At 71.8% G+C, this 16,061-nt stretch carries 15 protein-coding genes and 1 tRNA gene; all 16 read right to left on the bottom strand.

Annotation, left to right across the window (positions count from 1 at the left end; translation table 11 throughout):
* Positions 1-1,068, bottom strand: a complete 1,068-nt coding sequence (locus ACERZO_RS37025; RefSeq protein WP_372670551.1) for an NAD(P)-binding domain-containing protein — start codon at positions 1,066-1,068, stop codon at positions 1-3.
* A 491-nt stretch (positions 1,069-1,559) separates the two neighbouring features.
* Positions 1,560-2,786: a GGDEF domain-containing protein gene (locus tag ACERZO_RS37020; RefSeq protein WP_372670901.1), complete on the bottom strand. Its 1,227-nt coding sequence runs from the start codon at positions 2,784-2,786 to the stop codon at positions 1,560-1,562.
* Between the two features lie 549 nt (positions 2,787-3,335).
* Positions 3,336-4,088: an SRPBCC family protein gene (locus ACERZO_RS37015; RefSeq protein WP_372670550.1), complete on the bottom strand. Its 753-nt coding sequence runs from the start codon at positions 4,086-4,088 to the stop codon at positions 3,336-3,338.
* Positions 4,089-4,166: 78 nt separating this feature from the next.
* Positions 4,167-5,021: an FAD binding domain-containing protein gene (locus ACERZO_RS37010; protein ID WP_372670549.1), complete on the bottom strand. Its 855-nt coding sequence runs from the start codon at positions 5,019-5,021 to the stop codon at positions 4,167-4,169.
* Positions 5,018-7,459, bottom strand: a complete 2,442-nt coding sequence (locus tag ACERZO_RS37005) for a xanthine dehydrogenase family protein molybdopterin-binding subunit (protein ID WP_372670548.1) — start codon at positions 7,457-7,459, stop codon at positions 5,018-5,020. The genes ACERZO_RS37010 and ACERZO_RS37005 overlap by 4 nt, the downstream gene beginning before the upstream one ends.
* Positions 7,459-7,983, bottom strand: a complete 525-nt coding sequence (locus ACERZO_RS37000) for a (2Fe-2S)-binding protein (protein ID WP_372670547.1) — start codon at positions 7,981-7,983, stop codon at positions 7,459-7,461. Before ACERZO_RS37000 ends, ACERZO_RS37005 begins: the two co-directional genes overlap by 1 nt.
* 205 nt (positions 7,984-8,188) lie before the next feature.
* Positions 8,189-9,301, bottom strand: coding sequence for an XdhC family protein (locus ACERZO_RS36995; RefSeq protein ID WP_372670546.1), 1,113 nt, complete (start codon positions 9,299-9,301; stop codon positions 8,189-8,191).
* A complete protein-coding gene (locus tag ACERZO_RS36990) occupies positions 9,294-10,406 on the bottom strand; it encodes a vWA domain-containing protein (protein ID WP_372670545.1) in 1,113 nt (370 codons plus the stop codon). Before ACERZO_RS36990 ends, ACERZO_RS36995 begins: the two co-directional genes overlap by 8 nt.
* 390 nt (positions 10,407-10,796) lie before the next feature.
* Positions 10,797-10,873, bottom strand: a tRNA-Arg gene (locus ACERZO_RS36985).
* Positions 10,874-11,129: 256 nt separating this feature from the next.
* On the bottom strand, positions 11,130-11,999 hold the full coding sequence (locus tag ACERZO_RS36980; RefSeq protein WP_372670544.1) for an AAA family ATPase: 870 nt from the start codon (positions 11,997-11,999) through the stop codon (positions 11,130-11,132).
* Between the two features lie 26 nt (positions 12,000-12,025).
* Positions 12,026-12,613: a nucleotidyltransferase family protein gene (locus tag ACERZO_RS36975; protein WP_372670543.1), complete on the bottom strand. Its 588-nt coding sequence runs from the start codon at positions 12,611-12,613 to the stop codon at positions 12,026-12,028.
* A 118-nt stretch (positions 12,614-12,731) separates the two neighbouring features.
* Positions 12,732-13,568 (bottom strand): IclR family transcriptional regulator domain-containing protein, encoded by an 837-nt coding sequence (locus ACERZO_RS36970; protein WP_372670542.1) that lies wholly within the window; start codon positions 13,566-13,568, stop codon positions 12,732-12,734.
* A gap of 9 nt (positions 13,569-13,577) precedes the next feature.
* The gene (gene pcaC / locus ACERZO_RS36965; protein WP_372670541.1) at positions 13,578-13,979 is read right to left on the bottom strand and encodes a 4-carboxymuconolactone decarboxylase; all 402 of its coding nucleotides are present in this window, start codon (positions 13,977-13,979) and stop codon (positions 13,578-13,580) included.
* Entirely contained in the window at positions 13,976-14,770 is a 795-nt protein-coding gene (gene pcaD, locus ACERZO_RS36960; protein ID WP_372670540.1) for a 3-oxoadipate enol-lactonase, read from the bottom strand. Before pcaD ends, pcaC begins: the two co-directional genes overlap by 4 nt.
* A complete protein-coding gene (pcaG, locus tag ACERZO_RS36955) occupies positions 14,767-15,321 on the bottom strand; it encodes a protocatechuate 3,4-dioxygenase subunit alpha (RefSeq protein WP_372670539.1) in 555 nt (184 codons plus the stop codon). The genes pcaD and pcaG overlap by 4 nt, the downstream gene beginning before the upstream one ends.
* Entirely contained in the window at positions 15,318-16,055 is a 738-nt protein-coding gene (gene pcaH, locus ACERZO_RS36950) for a protocatechuate 3,4-dioxygenase subunit beta (protein WP_372670538.1), read from the bottom strand. Before pcaH ends, pcaG begins: the two co-directional genes overlap by 4 nt.
* Between the last annotated feature and the right edge of the window lie 6 nt (positions 16,056-16,061).

Here is a 16,061-nt window from a genome sequence, read left to right as displayed (position 1 = left end):
TCAGCCGTCCGAACTCAGCAGCTTCTTGATCTCGCCGACCGCGGCCCGTCCCGCCCGATTCGCCCCGACTGTGCTCGCCGAGGGCCCGTACCCCACGAGGTGCAGCCGCGGCTCGCGCACCACGCGCGTGCCGTCCATCCGGATTCCGCCCCCGGGTTCCCTGATGTGCAACGGCGCAAGGTGGTCGATCGCCGCCCGGAAGCCGGTCGCCCAGAGGATGACGTCGGCGTCGAAGCGGGAGCCGTCCGCCCAGACGACCCCCTCGGGCGTGATGCGCTCGAACATGGGCCGCCGATCGAGGATCCCGGCGGCACGCGCAGCGCGCACCTCGGGCGTCACGGCCAGATCGGTCACGCTCACCACGCTCTCGGGAGGCAACCCGGCACGCACCCGTTCATCGACCTTCGCGACGGCGTCCCGTCCCCAGTTTTCGCTGAACGGCTCGTCGCGCCACACAGGTGGCCGCCGGGTCACCCACGCCGTCGCACGGGCAAGCGGGGCGAACTCCATGAGTAGCTGAACGGCGGAGGCACCACCCCCGACGACGACAACCCGCCGGCCACGGAAGTCTTCGGGCCCGGTGTAGTCGGCCGTGTGCACCTGACGCCCGGCGAAGGTGTCCTGCCCGGGATAGCGCGGCCAGAAGGGCCGGTCCCAGGTACCGGTGGCACTGATGACGGCCTTCGCGGCCCAGGATTCCGCAGGGCTCGCCACCACGAGCCGTTCCCCCGCCCGCGTCACGGACTGGACGTCGACGGGCCGAAAGACCGGGAGGTCATAGACGCTTTCGAACCGAGCGAAGTACTCCGAGACGACTTCGGAGGCGGGACGCGTGACGTCCGGACTGCCGAAGGCCATGCCGGGCAGGTCGTAGATGCCGTGCACCTTGCCGAGCACCAGGGAGGGCCACCGGTACTGCCACGCACCCCCGGCCCGTTTCCCGTGGTCAAGGACGACGAAGCCGGCACCGTTGGCAAACCCGGCCCGCCGAAGGTGATAGGCGGCCGAGAGCCCGGCCTGCCCAGCCCCGACAACCACGACATCGGTCTCGTGATCCGCACGGCTCATGTGAGGTTCAACGGCTGTGGGAGGAGGGTATTTCGCGCCGTTCATCACACGTCGACGGGTGGCGCATCGACGCCTCGGCCCGCGATCCCTGCGGCGGGCCGAGGCCGGCCGCTGCCACCAGGGCCGACCATCGCGCCCGGCTCAAGCGCGGTCAGCACCATCGCGGCGGGCGAGGCGCGGCGGGCGAGTTGCGCCCCTACCGGCACGCCGGGTCCGAATCCCACCCGCGATCAGCCTGCCGCACGTGCATCCCCTTGCACCGCGCCCGTGCCGCGCGCGGCTCCTCGGCCGGCCCAGCCCACGCGAATCTGCATGATCGCGCCGATCTCCCGCCCCCGGCTGCCCCGCGCGTCCGCGCTCCCTCACGTAGCCCCGCCGCGCGGTACCTGCGCCGACCGGCCCGGCCCGCGCATCCATCACGATCGGGCCGATCTCCGCCCCGACCCGGCGCCGCTCTTCAACCAACCGGCCCGCACACAACCGCGCCGACCTCACACGGCAACGCGGTTCCGCCCGGCCTCCTTCGCCCGATACAACGCAGCATCAGCCGACCGAAGCACGTCATCCAGCGTCGGCCCTGCGTCCGGGTGGCGCGCCACTCCGATCGATACCGACAGGCCGCTCACCCGGACCGTGCCGCCGCCCGTCGAGATCACCACGTTCAGCTCGCCCACCGCCGCCCGCACGCGTTCGGCGATGCCGAGCACGTCCGCGCGGCCGATGCCCGGCAGCAGCACCACGAACTCCTCGCCGCCGAACCGGCCGACCGTGTCGCCCTGGCGCACCGCGCCGGAGATCGCGACCGCCACCGCGGCCAGGACGTCGTCACCGGTGAGGTGGCCGTACGTGTCGTTGATGCGCTTGAAGTGGTCGAGGTCGATCATCAGCACCGCGAACCCGCCGCCCGCCGAGCCGCGCCGCTGCGCGCGGGTGTGTTCGCGTACCGCGGACTCGTGCCAGCCCGCCGTGTTGAGCAGGCCCGTCTTCTCGTCCGTCACCGCCGCGACCTGCAATTGCTGTTTCAGCAGCAGGTAGCGGTGCAGCAGCAACAGCGGCGCGACGACGAACACCACCAGCACCGGCTGCTCGGCCAGCGCCAGCGCGGCGAGGCCGCCGAGGCAGAGCGTCGCCAGCTCGAAAGCGTTGTCCTCCCAGGTGCCCATCAGGTCGGCCGCCGAGCGCTGGCTCGTGTAGAGGTAGATGCCGGCCGCGACCAGGCTGACGTTCACCAGCTCGAACACCGCGGCCGCCAGGCACAGCGCGAAGAGCCCGCGTCCCGTCTGCAGCGGCGTTCCGTGCAAACCGGACACCGCGAGAACGGACGAAGCGGCGAAGCACGAGAGCATCGCCCAAGCCGTGCTCGCGACGAAGCGGTGCGCGGGCCGCGTACGCACCTGACGCCACACGCGCACCCACAGGTGCGTGTAGAGCACGACGGCCAGCAGCGCGACCCACGCCGGCGGCAGCAGGACGACGCCGGCGAGGTACCAGACCGACGTGACGTTGATGTGGGTCTGCCCGCTCATCCACCGCCGCAGCCGCTCGATCCGGCGCGACATCTCGGCCTGGGCCACGCCGAGCCCGACGAGCACCGCGAACCACACCGGCCGCACGGGCCCCCCGAACCCGGTGACGAGTGCGCCCCCGGTGGCGACGACGGCGACCAGTTCACACCCGAGCGCGTAGGTGATCCAGCGGGCTTTCGCCCCGGCCCACATTTCCCACCGCGCGGGCCAGCCCGGCCAGGCGGAAACCGCTTCCCGGCGCACGGCGGCCTGGGCTCTCAAGAGCCGAAGCCACAGAAGTGACGGACCGGCATCGTGACGTACCCCTTGCGCGAAGTTCGGCCGACCAGGTAGCCCAGCGTAGCCGTTCCGACGACGTGCGTCGCCAGTCCGGGCGATTTGCGGGCAACGCGCCTGCCCGAAGACCCGCGCAAAGTAGATCCACCCAGCTCAGCGCCTCACGAGCGGATCATCGCCCGGGTAACGCAGACTCGAGAACGCAGGGACGGGAACGCGAACCTGGGAGCACGGCCCCGGGAACGCAAGGGTAGGAACGCGGCTCCGGGAACGCGCGGGTGAGAACGCGGACTTGGGAACGCAGAAGTGGGAATCCCACCTTGTCGATCCCCCGGGAAAGGCACAAATCACCGCGAGCCGGCACAGATCCGGCCAGGAGCACCGCCCGGCTCAACTCAACACGAGTCGCCGGCTCGACTCCGCGGCGCGGCGCGGGCGGCAAGCCAACCGGCGCCGACCAGCCCGCTACTTGCGCAGCGCCCGGATGATCGCCACCAGGCCCACCACCGCCGCGATCCCCAGCAGTACCGGTGCCACCCGCTTCAGCACCGACTGCCCCGCGTAGTCGAGCAAGTCGATCGCTTCCGTCTCCGGCGCCGCCGGGACACTCCGCAACGGCGGCCGGTCCGACGACGACGCCGCCGACGGCTTCGGGTCCGTGTTGATCTCCGCCGTCGTCGGGGCCGGCTTCACAGCGGGCTTCGCCACCGGTTCGGGCGTCGACGTCGGCTCAGGGGTCGGCGCCTCTGCCACCGGCGACGGCGCCGGAGAAGCCGCCGGGGCCAACTTGCCCGACAAGCACCCCGCGAACGTGTCCAGGATCTTGCCGCCGACCTCGCTGATCAGCCCGCGGCCGAACTGCGCCGGCTTGCCCGTGATCGACAGGTCCGTCGCCACCGCGCCGTGCGTTCCGCCTTCAGCCTCCGTCAACGTCAGCGTCACCGTTGCCGCCGCCGTGCCCGCTCCGCGGCTGTCCTTGCCCGATGCCTTGATCGTCACCTTGTGGGCGGCGTCATCCTTCTCCAGGAACTCGCCGTTGCCCTTGTACAGCAGGGAAATCGGCCCGAGCTTGACCTTCACCGTGCCGCTGAACTTGTCGCCCTCGACCTTCGTCAACGTCGCCCCCGGCATGCACGGGGCGACGCGCTCGGGGTCGACGACCGCCTGCCAGACCTCGCCGATCGGAGCCGGGACGGTGAATTCGTGGTCGAGCCGCACGGGCCGACCTCCTTCCTGATGACGACGGGGTCCGGTCCCCACCCTAGCCGCCGCCGGAGCGGCGGCCAGGGTGGAGCGTCAGGCTCCCGCGGCCGCCGCGATCGCGCGCCCCGTCAGCACCTGGGCCAGGTGGCGGCGGTATTCGACGTCGGCGTTGCTGTCCACCGGCGGATTCGTGCCCTCCGCCGCGTGCGACGCCGCCGCCGCGATCGAATCGGCCGACGCCTGGACTCCGACCAGCGCCGCTTCGACACCCGAAGCGCGGACCGGCGTCGAGCCCATGTTCGTCAGCGCGACCCGCGCCTCCTCGATGACGCCCGCCTCGCTGCGGACGGTGACCGCGACCGCGACCATCGACCACGCCTGGGCGACCCGGTTGAACTTCTCGTAGTGCGCCCGCCACCCGGTGTGCTTGGGCACGCGGACCTCGACCAGCAGCTCGTCCGGCGCGAGCGCCGTCGTGAACAGGTCCTGGAAGAACTCCGCGGCCGGCACCGTCCGGCGCCCCGAAGGCCCGGCCACCACCAGCGAAGCCTCCAGCGCCAGCACCGGCGCCAGCAGGTCGCCGGCCGGGTCGGCGTGCGCGATCGCGCCGCCCAACGTCCCGCGGTGGCGGATCTGCGGGTCGGCCACCGTGTCCGTCGCCTCCTTGAGCAACGAGGCGTGCGCGGCGATCAGCGCGTCACGCTGGACGTCGTAGTGCGTGGTCATCGCGCCGATGACCAGCTCGTCGCCCTCCTCGCGCACGCCGCGCAGCTCCGCGACGCGCCCGAGGTCGACCAGTGTCGTCGGCGCGGCCAGCCGCATCCGCAGCACCGGCAGCAGGCTCTGCCCGCCCGCGATGACCTTGGCGTCCTCGCCCGCCGACGCCAGTGCCTGCACCGCTTCGTCCACTGTGGACGGGCGGACGTAGTCGAAGGAAGCCGGGATCACTGCGCACCTCCGGTGGCGTCGATGGAACCCAGCCCGCCGCCGGCTTCGTCGCGGCCGGGGCCGCCCGCGTCGGTGGTGCCGTGCTGGATGGCGTGCCACACCCGCATGGGCGTCAACGGCATCTCGATGTCGTTCACGCCGAAGTGCCGCACCGCGTCGATCACCGCGTTGACCACCGCCGGGGTGGACGCGATGGTGCCCGCCTCGCCGACGCCCTTGGCGCCGAGCGGGTTGGACGTCGCCGGCGTCTCCGTGCGGTCGGTGGTGAACGACGGCAGGTCGGCCGCCGACGGCAGGAGGTAGTCGGCGAACGTGCCGGTGGTGAGCGTGCCGCTGTCGTCGTGCTCGGTGCCCTCGAACAGCGCCTGCGCGATGCCCTGCGCGAGCCCGCCGTGCACCTGGCCCTCGACGATCAGCGGGTTCACCGCGACGCCGACGTCGTCGACGCAGACGTAGGAACGCAGCTTGATCCGGCCCGTCTCGGTGTCCACCTCGGCGGCGCACAGGTGCGTGCCGTGCGGGAACGAGAAGTTCTCCGGGTCGAACGTGGCGTCCGAGTCGAGCGACGGCTCGATCCCGTCGGGCAGGTTGTGCGCGGCGAAGACCGCGAGCGCGATGTCGCCCAGGGTCGTGGCCGTGTCGGTGCCCTTGACGGTGAACTTGCCGCCGGCGAACTCGAGGTCGTCCTCGGCGCATTCGAGCAGGTGCGCCGCGATCGGCTTCGCCTTGGCGATCACCTTCTCGGCGGCCTTGATGACGGCGATGCCGCCGACCACCAGCGACCGCGAGCCGTAGGTGTCCATGCCCTTGTGCGACGACTGGGTGTCGCCGTGCAGGATCTCGACGTCCTCGAACGCGACACCCAGCTGGTCGGCGACGATCTGGCTCCACGCCGTCTCGTGGCCCTGGCCGTGCGCGGACGCGCCGGTCGTGACCTCGACCTTGCCGGTGGGCAGCATCCGGATCGACGCGTACTCCCAGCCGCCGGCGCCGTAGTCGAGCGAGCCGAGCACCCGCGACGGCGCGAGCCCGCACATCTCGGTGAACGTCGAGATGCCGATGCCGAGCTGGACCTTGTCGCCGGCCTTGCGACGCTTGTCCTGTTCGGCGCGCAGGCCGTCGTAGTCGAAGAGCTGCTTGGCCTTTTCGGTCGCGGCCTCGTAGTTGCCGGAGTCGTAGGTCAGCCCGCACACCGTGGTGAACGGGAACTCCTCGTGCTTGATCCAGTTCTTCTCGCGCAGCTCCATCGGGTCGACGCCGAGCTCGACGGCGAGCTCGTCCATGATCCGCTCGATCGCGAACGTCGCCTCGGGCCGGCCGGCGCCGCGGTAGGCGTCGGTCAGCGTCGTCGTCGTGTACACGTTGGTGCACGCGAAGTGGTACGCCGGGATCTTGTAGATCGCGTTGAACATGAACGCGCCGAGGATCGGCACGCCCGGGCCGACGAGGCCGTTGTACGCGCCGAGGTTGGCGAGCAGCTCGACCTTGAGGCCGGTGACCTGGCCGTCGCGCGTCGCGGAGATGGTGATGTCCTGGATCTGGTCGCGGCCGTGGTGCGCGGCGAGCATCGTCTCCGAGCGCGTCTCGTTCCACTTGACCGGCTTGCCGAGCTTCTGCGCGACGAGCAGCGACATCATCTCTTCGGGCAGGACGCCGATCTTGCCGCCGAAGCCGCCGCCGACGTCGGGGGCGATCACGCGCAGCTTGTGCTCGGGGATGCCGAGCGTCAGCGCCGACATCACGCGCAGGATGTGCGGCACCTGCGTGGCCGCCCACATGGTGATCTGCGTGCCGGTCGGGTCGACGACGCAGGCGCGCGGCTCCATGAACGCCGGGACGAGCCGCTGCTGGCGGAAGCGGCGCTTGAGCACGACCTCCGACGAGCTGATCGCGTCCTCGACGTTGCCGCCGGTGCCGGCTTCGGCCGAGTCGAACTTCCAGACCGCGCTCGTGTTGGTGCCCAGGTCCTCGTGGACGAGCGGGGCGCCGTCGGCGATCGCGGCTTCCATGTCGAGGATCACCGGCAGCTCGTCGTACTCGACGTCGATCTCCTCGAGCGCGTCGTGCGCTTCGGCGGACGACCGCGCGACGACGACCGCGACGCCTTCACCGGCGAAGTTGACCGTGTCGGACGCGAGCACGGGACGGCGCGGCGCCTTCATGTCCGGCGTGATCGGCCACGCGCAGGGCATGCCGATCGCGCCGTCCGGGTCGAGGTCCTTGCCGGTGTAGACGGCGACGACCCCGGACGCGCTCTTCGCCGCGGACGTGTCGATCGAGACGATCTTGGCGTGCGCGAACGGGCTGCGCAGGACCGCCATGTGCAGCAGACCGGGCAGCGTGATGTTGTCGGTCCAGCGGGTGCGGCCGGTGATCAGCCGCTCGTCCTCCTTGCGGCGACGGGACTTGCCGACCTCGGGTTCGATCGTGGCGGTCATCAGTCACCACCCACGCCGACGTGCTTGGTCTCGGCGATCCGCTCGGCTTCGGGGCCGGCGCCGGGGCTCATGTGCTGCGCGGCGTCGCGGACCGCGCGGACGATGTTCTGGTAGCCGGTGCAGCGGCAGAGGTTGCCTTCGAGGCCTTCGCGGACGGCTTGCTCGTCCGGGTCCGGATTGTCGGCCAGGAGGTCGATCGACTGCATGATCATGCCGGGGGTGCAGAACCCGCACTGCAGCGCGTGGTTGTCGTTGAAGGCTTTCTGCACGGGGTGCAGCTGCCCGTCGCGGGCGAGGCCTTCGATGGTGGTGACCTCGCAGCCGTCGGCCTGCACGGCCAGGACGGAGCAGGACTTCACGCTGTGCCCGTCCAGGTGGACGGTGCAGGCGCCGCAGTTGCTGGTGTCGCAGCCGACGACGGTGCCGACCTTGCCGAGTTTTTCGCGCAGGTGGTGGACGAGCAGGGTGCGGGGCTCGACTTCGTCGGTGTACTTCGTCCCGTCGACGGTGACGGTGATGCGCATCAGGCCTCCAAAAGCCGGTTCGGGAGCGGCCTGCCCGACCGTGATCGGGCTCACAGACTCCCGAGCGTGCTACGCGACCTTCGCGCGGACAAGTCCTGATGTCACACGTTCAACTACCTGTTCCGCAGATGCGCACCTTCTGGGAATTCGCGGCCGCATCTGCGGAAGTCCGGATGGGTGAACTTTTGTGGGCCACCTGGACCAGTCAGCCGTGGATCCGCCCCGTCAGCTCCGCGAGGCGTTTTCCGCCGCCACCCCACCGCAACGCGATGATTTCCGCGGCGATGGAAACGGCCGTCTCCTCCGGGGTGCGCGCCCCGAGGTCGAGGCCGATCGGCGACGACAGCCTTTCCAGCTCCCCCTCGGTGATCCCGGCTTCGCGCAGGCGGGCGAAGCGGTCGTCGTGCGTCTTGCGGGAGCCCATCGCGCCGACGTAGCCGACGTCGAGGCGCAGCGCGACCTCCAGCAGCGGCACGTCGAACTTCGGGTCGTGGGTCAGCACCGCGATCGCCGTGCGCTGGTCGATGCGGCCCGCGTCGGCCTCCGCCGTCAGGTAGCGGTGCGGCCAGTCGACGACGACGTCGTGCGCGTCCGGGAAGCGGCTGCTGGTGGCGAACACGGGCCGCGCGTCGCAGACCGTGACCTGGTAGCCGAGGTAGGCGCCCATGCGGGCCATCGCGGCGGCGAAGTCGATCGCGCCGAAGACCAGGAGCCGGGGCGGCGGCTCGAAGGAGTTGACGAACACCGCCATGCCTTCGCCGCGGCGCTGCCCGTCCGGGCCGTAGTGCAGGGTGCCGGTGCGGCCGCTGGCCAGCAGGCCGCGCGCGTCGTCGGCGACCGCGTCGTCCATCCGCGACGAACCCAGCGAGCCCGCGGTCCGGTCCGGCCAGACGATCATGTGCTCGCCGACCAGGCCCTCCCGCTCGTGCTCGATGATCGTGACGACCGCGACTGGCTCGCCGCCGCGCACCGACGCGACGACGTCGCCGAGCTCCGGCATCGACGCGCGGTCGACGTGCTCGACGTAGATGTCGATGATCCCGCCGCAGGTCAGGCCGACCGCGAAGGCGTCGTCGTCGGTGACGCCGTAGCGCTGCAGCACGGGCTTGCGCTCGGCGACGACCTCCTGCGCGAGCTCGTAGACCGCGCCTTCGACGCAGCCGCCGGACACGCTGCCGGCGACGGTCCCGTCCGGGGCGACGACCATGGCGGCCCCGGGCGCGCGCGGCGCCGACGAGAAGGTGGCGACCACGGTGCCGAGTCCGACGGTCTCGCCGTCGGACCAGCGGCGGAACACGTCGTCGAGTACGTCACGCATCGGAAATCTCCCCGAGCAGTCGTTCCAAAGTGGCCAGGGTGTGCCCGGCCAGGAGCCGGTCGATGTGGGGCAGCGCGGCGACGATGCCCGACTGGACCGGAGCGTACCCCGCACGGCCGGCGTGCGGATTCACCCAGAATACGGCGTGCGCGAGCCGGCGCAGGCGGGCGAGCTGGTCGCCGAGCAGCCCGGTGTCGCCGCGTTCCCAGCCGTCGGAGAAGACGGTGACCACGGCGCGGCGCGCGACCCCGCGCTGGCCCCAGCGGTCGAGGAAGGCCTGCAGCGTCTCGCCGAGCCGGGTGCCGCCGGCGAAGTCCGGCACCGCCGAGCCGGCGGCGAGCATGGCGCGTTCGGGATCGCGTTGCCGCAGCTGGCGCGAGACCCGCGTGAGGCGCGTGCCGAGCGTGAAGACCTCGACGGACTGGGGCGCGGACCGCGTCAGGACGTGGGCGAACCGCAGCAGGGCGTCGGCGTAGGGCGACATCGAGCCCGAGACGTCGATGAGCAGCACGACCCGCCGCGGCCGGCTGCCGCGGCGGACGTGGGCGAGCTTCACGGGTTCGCCGCCGCTGGCGAGCATGGCGCGCAGGGTCCTCGAGGGATCGAGCCGCCCGCGGTGCGACGGGGTTTGGCGCGCGGCCGGCCGTTTCGGCGGGACGGGCTTCAGGGTGGCGAGCAGTTCGCGGAGGTGTTCGCGTTCGGCGGTGGTGAGGGCGGCGAGATCCCGGTGACGCAGGACTTCTTGGGCGCTGGCGGCGACTTTGAGCTGGTCAGGAGCGTCTTCCCGGGTGGTCTGCCCACCATCGCCGTCGACGAGCGGCGCGATCCGGGCCTGCTTGGGCGCGGCGGCTTTCGCGCGTTGCGGGGTGGTCGGTTCGATGGCGAACCACTGGCTGAAGGCTTCTTCGTAGCAGGGGAGGTCATCGGGGCTGGAGCAGAGGGTGAGCCGGCCGGCCCAGTAGAGCTGGGTGGGTTCGGCGACATCGACCTCGGCAACGGCGGCGAGGTAGGCCTGCACGCGCCGGGCATCGCAGGCAACACCGGCATCCCGCAGGGCGGCGGCGAACCCGGCGTACCCGGCGACGGGATCGGCGGCGGTGGTCATGACTCCATTGTGCGCTCGACCGACGAGGAGGGCTCGCCTGTGGACAAGGCGGCGGAGAGCACCGGGGATTGTCGGTGCCCTCGGGTAACGTGGAAAACGGGGGCCTGCCGACCGCGGTTTTGGCGTTGTCGTGCGGTGGCGCGTGCGCTCGCGGGCCGGTCGGAGTGGCCGTATCGGCGCTGCTGTGCCATGGCGCGCGCACACGCGGGCCGGTCAGGGTGACCGCCTCGGCGCTGCTGTGCTGCGGCGCGCGCACTCGCAGGTCGGTCGGAGTGGCCGTATCGGCGCAGTTGTGCCGCGGCGCGCGCACTCGCGGGCCGGTCGGAATGACCGCTTCGGCGCTGCTGTGCTGTGGGGCGCGCACTCGCGGGCCGGTCGGGGTGGCGGTTCTGGCGTCCCGGCGAGGAGTCGAACCTCGGACCTCGGCGTTCGTAGCGCCGCGCTCTGTCCTGCTGAGCTACCGGGACGGGGCGGTCTGCGCGCACGCCCCTCCCCGGGCGGGCGCAGACCGCGCTCTTCGCCGCGGCCGACCCGAGGTAGCGAGGGGTGGGCGCGAAGAGCCTTCAGGAAGATTCAGCGAACGGCACGGGAGATCGTGCCGCATCGGTTCGCTTGCCGGTTCACGATCTCCTCCTCTCGGTGGCGGTCCTTGCTGTGCTGGAAAAAGCATGCCGGAGCCCGGCGTGCCGGGCAACGCATTTAATTTCCGTCCTTTGTGGACTGTCAGGCGAACAGCGCGTCGAGTTTCGCCCGGACCCGGTCGAGGTCCTCGCTGTACTTCAGGACGGCTCCGAGCGTCCGGGCCGCCGATGCCGCGTCCAGTTCGTCGCGGTTCAGCGCCAGCAAGGCCCGCGCCCAGTCGAGTGACTCCGCCACCCCCGGTGGTTTGAGCAGGTCCATCTCGCGGAGGCGGTGCACTGCTTCCGCGATCTGCCGGGCCAGGACCTCACCGATCTCGGGGATCCGCCGGCGCAGGATGGTGACCTCGCGTGCCAGTTCGGGGTGTTCCAGCCAGTGGTACAGGCAGCGGCGCTTGAGGGCATCGTGCACCTCGCGCGTCCGGTTCGAGGTCAGCACCACCAGGGGCGGCTGTTCGGCGCGGACTTCGCCGTATTCGGGGATCGTGACGGCGTGCTCGTCGAGCAGCTGGAGGAGGAAGGCTTCGAACTCGTCGTCGGCGCGGTCGATCTCGTCGACGAGCAGGACGCACGGCGCGCTGATGAGGGCCTGCAGCAGGGGGCGGGCGAGCAGGAAGCGTTCGGTGTAGAGCGAACGCTCCGCGGTCTCGACGTCGACGCGCCCGTCGCCGGCGGCCTCGAGGGCGCGCAGGTGCAGGAGCTGGCGCGGGAAGTCCCACTCGTAGAGGGCCTGGGCGGCGTCGATGCCTTCGTGGCACTGGAGGCGCACGAGCGGGCGGTCGAGCGCGGCGGCCAGCGCGATGGCGAGCGACGTCTTGCCGGTGCCCGGTTCGCCTTCGCAGAAGAGGGGGCGGCCCATCCGGAGGGCGAGGAAGCCGGCGGTGGCGAGCCCGTCGTCGGCGAGGTAACCGGTCGCGTCCAGCGCGGCGGCGAGTTCTTCAGGCGAGTCCGTCACGGTGTCGATCGTAGGCGGCGCGCCGGTCACCGGCCGGGCAGATCGGCCCGGCGGTCGACGTCGCGGCCGCTGCCGAGGTCGCCGCACTCGACGAGCTTCAGGTCGGCGCGGGTCGACAGCCAGTCCCGGGCGCCGCGGTCGCCCTGGGCGGAGCCGGCGATCTCGGACCACCAGCGGCGGCCGAGGAGGACGGGGTGGCCGGGGGTGCCGTCGTAGGACGCGCGGGCGACGGTTTCGGTGGTGACGTCCGCGGTGACGCGGGTGAGGATGTCGGCGCCGACCCACGGCAGGTCGACCAGGTGGACCAGGGCGGCGACTGGGGTCGGGTCGTCGGAGAGCGCGGCCAGACCGGCTTTGAGGGAGGCGCCCATGCCGGATTCCCAGCCCTCGGCGTAGACGGCTTGGTCAGGTTCCGGGAGGAGGGCGCGCACTTGCTCGGCTGCGGCGCCGATGACGACTCGGATGGGGTGGCAGCCGGCGGCGGAGAGGGTGGAGAGCGCGCGGAGGACGAGGGGTTGCCCGTCGAGTTCGGCGAGGGCTTTGGGGCCGCCGAACCGGCGCCCGGCCCCGGCGGCGAGCAGCAGCCCGGCGACGGGTGGGGTGGCCGGGGTCATCGGCACGCCAGCTTCCCAGCCGCGAGCAGAAGGCCGGCGACGGGCAGGGGCATCGGTGCACCGACCGCCGGTGGGCGTCCCCGCCCGGTCCTCGGCTCCGACCGCCCGGCCCGTGTTCTCAGCCATGGGCTCGGCCGGGGGCGCCGATTGCCAAGTCGGCCTCTATTGCTCGGGCCGTCTCCAGCAGTGGGGGTACCAGGTCCCTCTCCACCGACTCTGCCGTTGTGCGGCTTGCGTGCGTCGACAGGTTCACCGCCGCTGCCACTCGGCCTCGGCGGTCGTGGATGGGGGCCGCCACTGAGCGGAGGCCTTCCTCCAGTTCCTGGTCGACCATTGCCCAGCCCTGGGCCGTCACCTTGGCCAGCTCCTCGCGGAGGCGGTCGGGCGCGGTGACCGTGCGGTCCGTCAAGCGGTCGAGCTTGGCCACCACGAAGTACGCCTCCAGCTCCGCCTTGCTCAAGCCGGCCAGCAGGACGTGCCCCATCGAGGTCGCGTATGCCGGGAAGCGGGTCCCTACGTTGATGCTCACCGTCATGATGCGGGAGACCGCCACCCGGGCCACGTAGACGATGTCCGTTCCCTCCAGGACCGACACCGAACTGGACTCGTGCACGCTCGCCGACAGGTGCTCCAGGTGCGGCTGCGCCACCTCCGGCAGCGTCATGCTCGACAGGTACGAGTACCCCAGCTCCAGCACTCGGGCCGTGAGGGAGAAGTACTTGCCGTCCGTGCGGACGTAACCCAGGTCGGCCAGGGTCAGCAGGAACCGGCGGGCCGCGGCTCGGGTCAGGCCCGTCGACCGGGCCACGTCGCTGAGGGTCAGCTCGGCCGCGTCCGCGTGGAAGGCCTTGATCACGGCCAGGCCGCGCTCCAGCGACTGCACGTGGTGGGCGCCGCGGTGCGCCGGTTCGGTGTCGACCGTGAACTCGCCTTCGAGGTGCCTCCCCACGTCCATGACCGCACCTTATCCGGCGTCGGCGGGGCGGGCCGTGGGCTCGCCGAGCTCGGCCAGGGTGCGCTGCGCGATGGCGAACGCCGCGTTCGCCGCCGGGGCGCCCGCGTAGACCGCCGTGTGCAGCAGGACCTCGCTGATCTCCGCCGCCGTCAAGCCGTTGCGGACCGCGGCCCGGACGTGCATCGCCAGCTCGTTGTGCGCCTGCAGCGCCGTCAGTGCCGCGAGGGTGACGCAGCTGCGCGTCCGGCGGTCCAGGCCGTCGCGGGCCCAGACCGAGCCCCACGCGCCTTCGGTGATGTAGTCCTGGAACGGCCTGCTGAAGTCCGTCGTGCCCGCGACCGCGCGGTCGACGTGCTCGTCGCCGAGCACCTCGCGCCGCACCTTCATGCCCTGCTCGTGGCGGTCGGTCACGCTCGCTCCAAGTGGTCCAGGATCAGCCGGGTGAACTCTTCGGGCCGCTCGTAGCTGCCCAAGTGCGCCGCGTCCGCGACGACTTCCAGGCGCGCGCCGGGGATGCCCGCCGCGATCAGGTCGGCGTGGCCCTCCGGTGGGGTGGCCGGGTCTTCGGCGCCTGCGATGACCAGCGTCGGGGCGGTGATCTTCGGCAGCGCGTCGAGCTGGTCCATCCGCTCGATCGCGCCGCAGCAGGCCGCGTACCCCTCCGCCGGGACCGCGGCGATCATCGAACGCAGGAACGCGGCGCGGTCCGGGTGCCGCTCGGCGTACGCCGGGGTCAGCCAGCGGGCGACCCCCGCCTCGGCGACGGCGGCGGTGCCCTCGGCGCGGACCGTGCGGGCCCGATCGGCCCACATCTGCGGCGGCCCGAGCTTCGCGGACGTGCAGCACAGCACCAGGCTTGCGACGCGGTCGGGCGCGTGGGCGCCGAGCCACATACCGGTCATCGCGCCCAGTGACAGGCCGACGAGGTGCGCTCGCGTGACCTCGAGCTCGTCGAGCAGCGCGAGGACGTCGGCGCCCAGGTCCTCGATTTCGTACGGACCGGGCGGCACCGGCGAGGCGCCGTGTCCGCGCGTGTCGTAGCGGACCACCCGGAAGCCGCGCTCGAGCAGCGGCACGACCTGCGGCTCCCACATCCGGACGTCGCTGCCGAGCGACCCGCCGAACACCACCACCGGCCCGTCCTCGGGGCCTTCCACCACCCGGTGCACCCGCACGGCGCCCACGTTGCCACCTCCGTTCATACGGCGAAGAACACCGTCTCTCCTTCGCCCTGCAGCCGCACGTCGAAGCGGTAGCCGTCGTCCGTCTTCGTCGCGATCAGCGTGCCGCGCCGCTCCTCCGGCACCGTCGCCAGCACCGGGTCCGCGGCGTTGTCCTGGTCCTCGAAGTAGATCCGGGTGACGACCCGGTTGAGCAGGCCGCGCGCGAACACCGAGACGTCGATGTGGCGGGCCTGCGTGGTGCCGTGCTCGCCCGGCACCGGGCCCGGCAGCAGCGTCAGGATCCCGTACGTGCCGTCGGTTTCCGTCGGGCAGCGGCCGAAGCCGCGGAAGTCGCCGGACGCTTCGCCGCGCGGGTCGTCGGGGTGGCGGAAGCCGCCGTCCGGGTCGGCCTGCCACGTCTCGATCATGGCGTCCGGGACCGGGTCGCCGTTGCCGTCCCGGACGGTGCCGCGGATCCAGAACGCGCCGGGCGTGCCCTCGGGCACGACGTGCGGGCCGTCCGGCCACGGCAGCCCGATCGACAGGTACGGGCCGACGGTCTGCGACGGGGTGGGCAGCAGCTCGGTCATTCGTCCTCGTCCTCTTCCTCTTCGAACACCGACGCGTCGCGCCCGCGCAGCACGATGTCGAACTGGAACCCCAGCGCCCACTCGGCCTGCGTGATCTCGTGGTCGTAGCGCGAAACCATGCGCTGCCGGGCCTTCTCGTCGGGGATCGAGTTGAAGATCGGGTCCTGGTAGAAGAGCGGGTCGTCCGGGAAGTACATCTGGGTGACCAGCCGCTGGGTGAACGCCGAGCCGAACACCGAGAAGTGGATGTGCGCGGGGCGCCAGGCGTTGTCGTGGTTCTTCCACGGGTACGCGCCGGGCTTGATGGTGGTGAACGTGTAGCGGCCGTCGCTGTCGGTCAGGGTGCGCCCGACGCCGTCGAAGTTCGGGTCCAGCGGCGACGGCCAGCGGTCACCGGTGTGGCGGTAGCGGCCGCCCGCGTTCGCCTGCCAGATCTCGATGAGCGAGTCGCGCACCGGCCGGCCGTCGCCGTCGAGCAGGCGGCCGGTGACGATGATCCGCTGGCCCTGCGGTTCGCCGTCGTGCTGGCGGGTGAGGTCGTTGTCGAGCTCGCCGAGACGGCCGGGGCCGAGCAGCGGGCCGGTGACCTCGGTCAGCATCTGCGGCAGCAGCACGAGGTCCTGCTTCGGGTGCCGCAGTGCCGTCGAGCGGTAGCCGGTGAAGCCCAGTGGCGGGTGCGTGCCTTCGGGGTCCTGCCCGTAGCGCGGCAGCCTGAGTTCGGTCGGAGTGCTCACGGTTTC

The sequence above is a fragment of the Amycolatopsis kentuckyensis genome (genome assembly GCF_041679295.1).
Taxonomy (GTDB): Bacteria; Actinomycetota; Actinomycetes; order Mycobacteriales; family Pseudonocardiaceae; genus Amycolatopsis; species Amycolatopsis kentuckyensis_A.
Note: the sequence above shows the minus strand (reverse complement) of the source record. Positions and strands in the feature narration are given on the sequence as shown.

Bases quoted from the DNA above. Each gene is read 5' to 3' on its own strand.
- ACERZO_RS37025 (WP_372670551.1), bottom strand. From the start codon at position 1,068: ATGAGCCGTGCGGATCACGAGACCGATGTCGTGGTTGTCGGGGCTGGG.
- ACERZO_RS37020 (WP_372670901.1), bottom strand. From the start codon at position 2,786: ATGTGGGCCGGGGCGAAAGCCCGCTGGATCACCTACGCGCTCGGGTGT.
- ACERZO_RS37005 (WP_372670548.1), bottom strand. From the start codon at position 7,459: ATGACCGCCACGATCGAACCCGAGGTCGGCAAGTCCCGTCGCCGCAAG.
- ACERZO_RS37000 (WP_372670547.1), bottom strand. From the start codon at position 7,983: ATGCGCATCACCGTCACCGTCGACGGGACGAAGTACACCGACGAAGTC.
- ACERZO_RS36995 (WP_372670546.1), bottom strand. From the start codon at position 9,301: ATGCGTGACGTACTCGACGACGTGTTCCGCCGCTGGTCCGACGGCGAG.
- ACERZO_RS36990 (WP_372670545.1), bottom strand. From the start codon at position 10,406: ATGACCACCGCCGCCGATCCCGTCGCCGGGTACGCCGGGTTCGCCGCC.
- ACERZO_RS36975 (WP_372670543.1), bottom strand. From the start codon at position 12,613: ATGACCCCGGCCACCCCACCCGTCGCCGGGCTGCTGCTCGCCGCCGGG.
- ACERZO_RS36970 (WP_372670542.1), bottom strand. From the start codon at position 13,568: ATGGACGTGGGGAGGCACCTCGAAGGCGAGTTCACGGTCGACACCGAA.
- pcaD (WP_372670540.1), bottom strand. From the start codon at position 14,770: ATGAACGGAGGTGGCAACGTGGGCGCCGTGCGGGTGCACCGGGTGGTG.
- pcaG (WP_372670539.1), bottom strand. From the start codon at position 15,321: ATGACCGAGCTGCTGCCCACCCCGTCGCAGACCGTCGGCCCGTACCTG.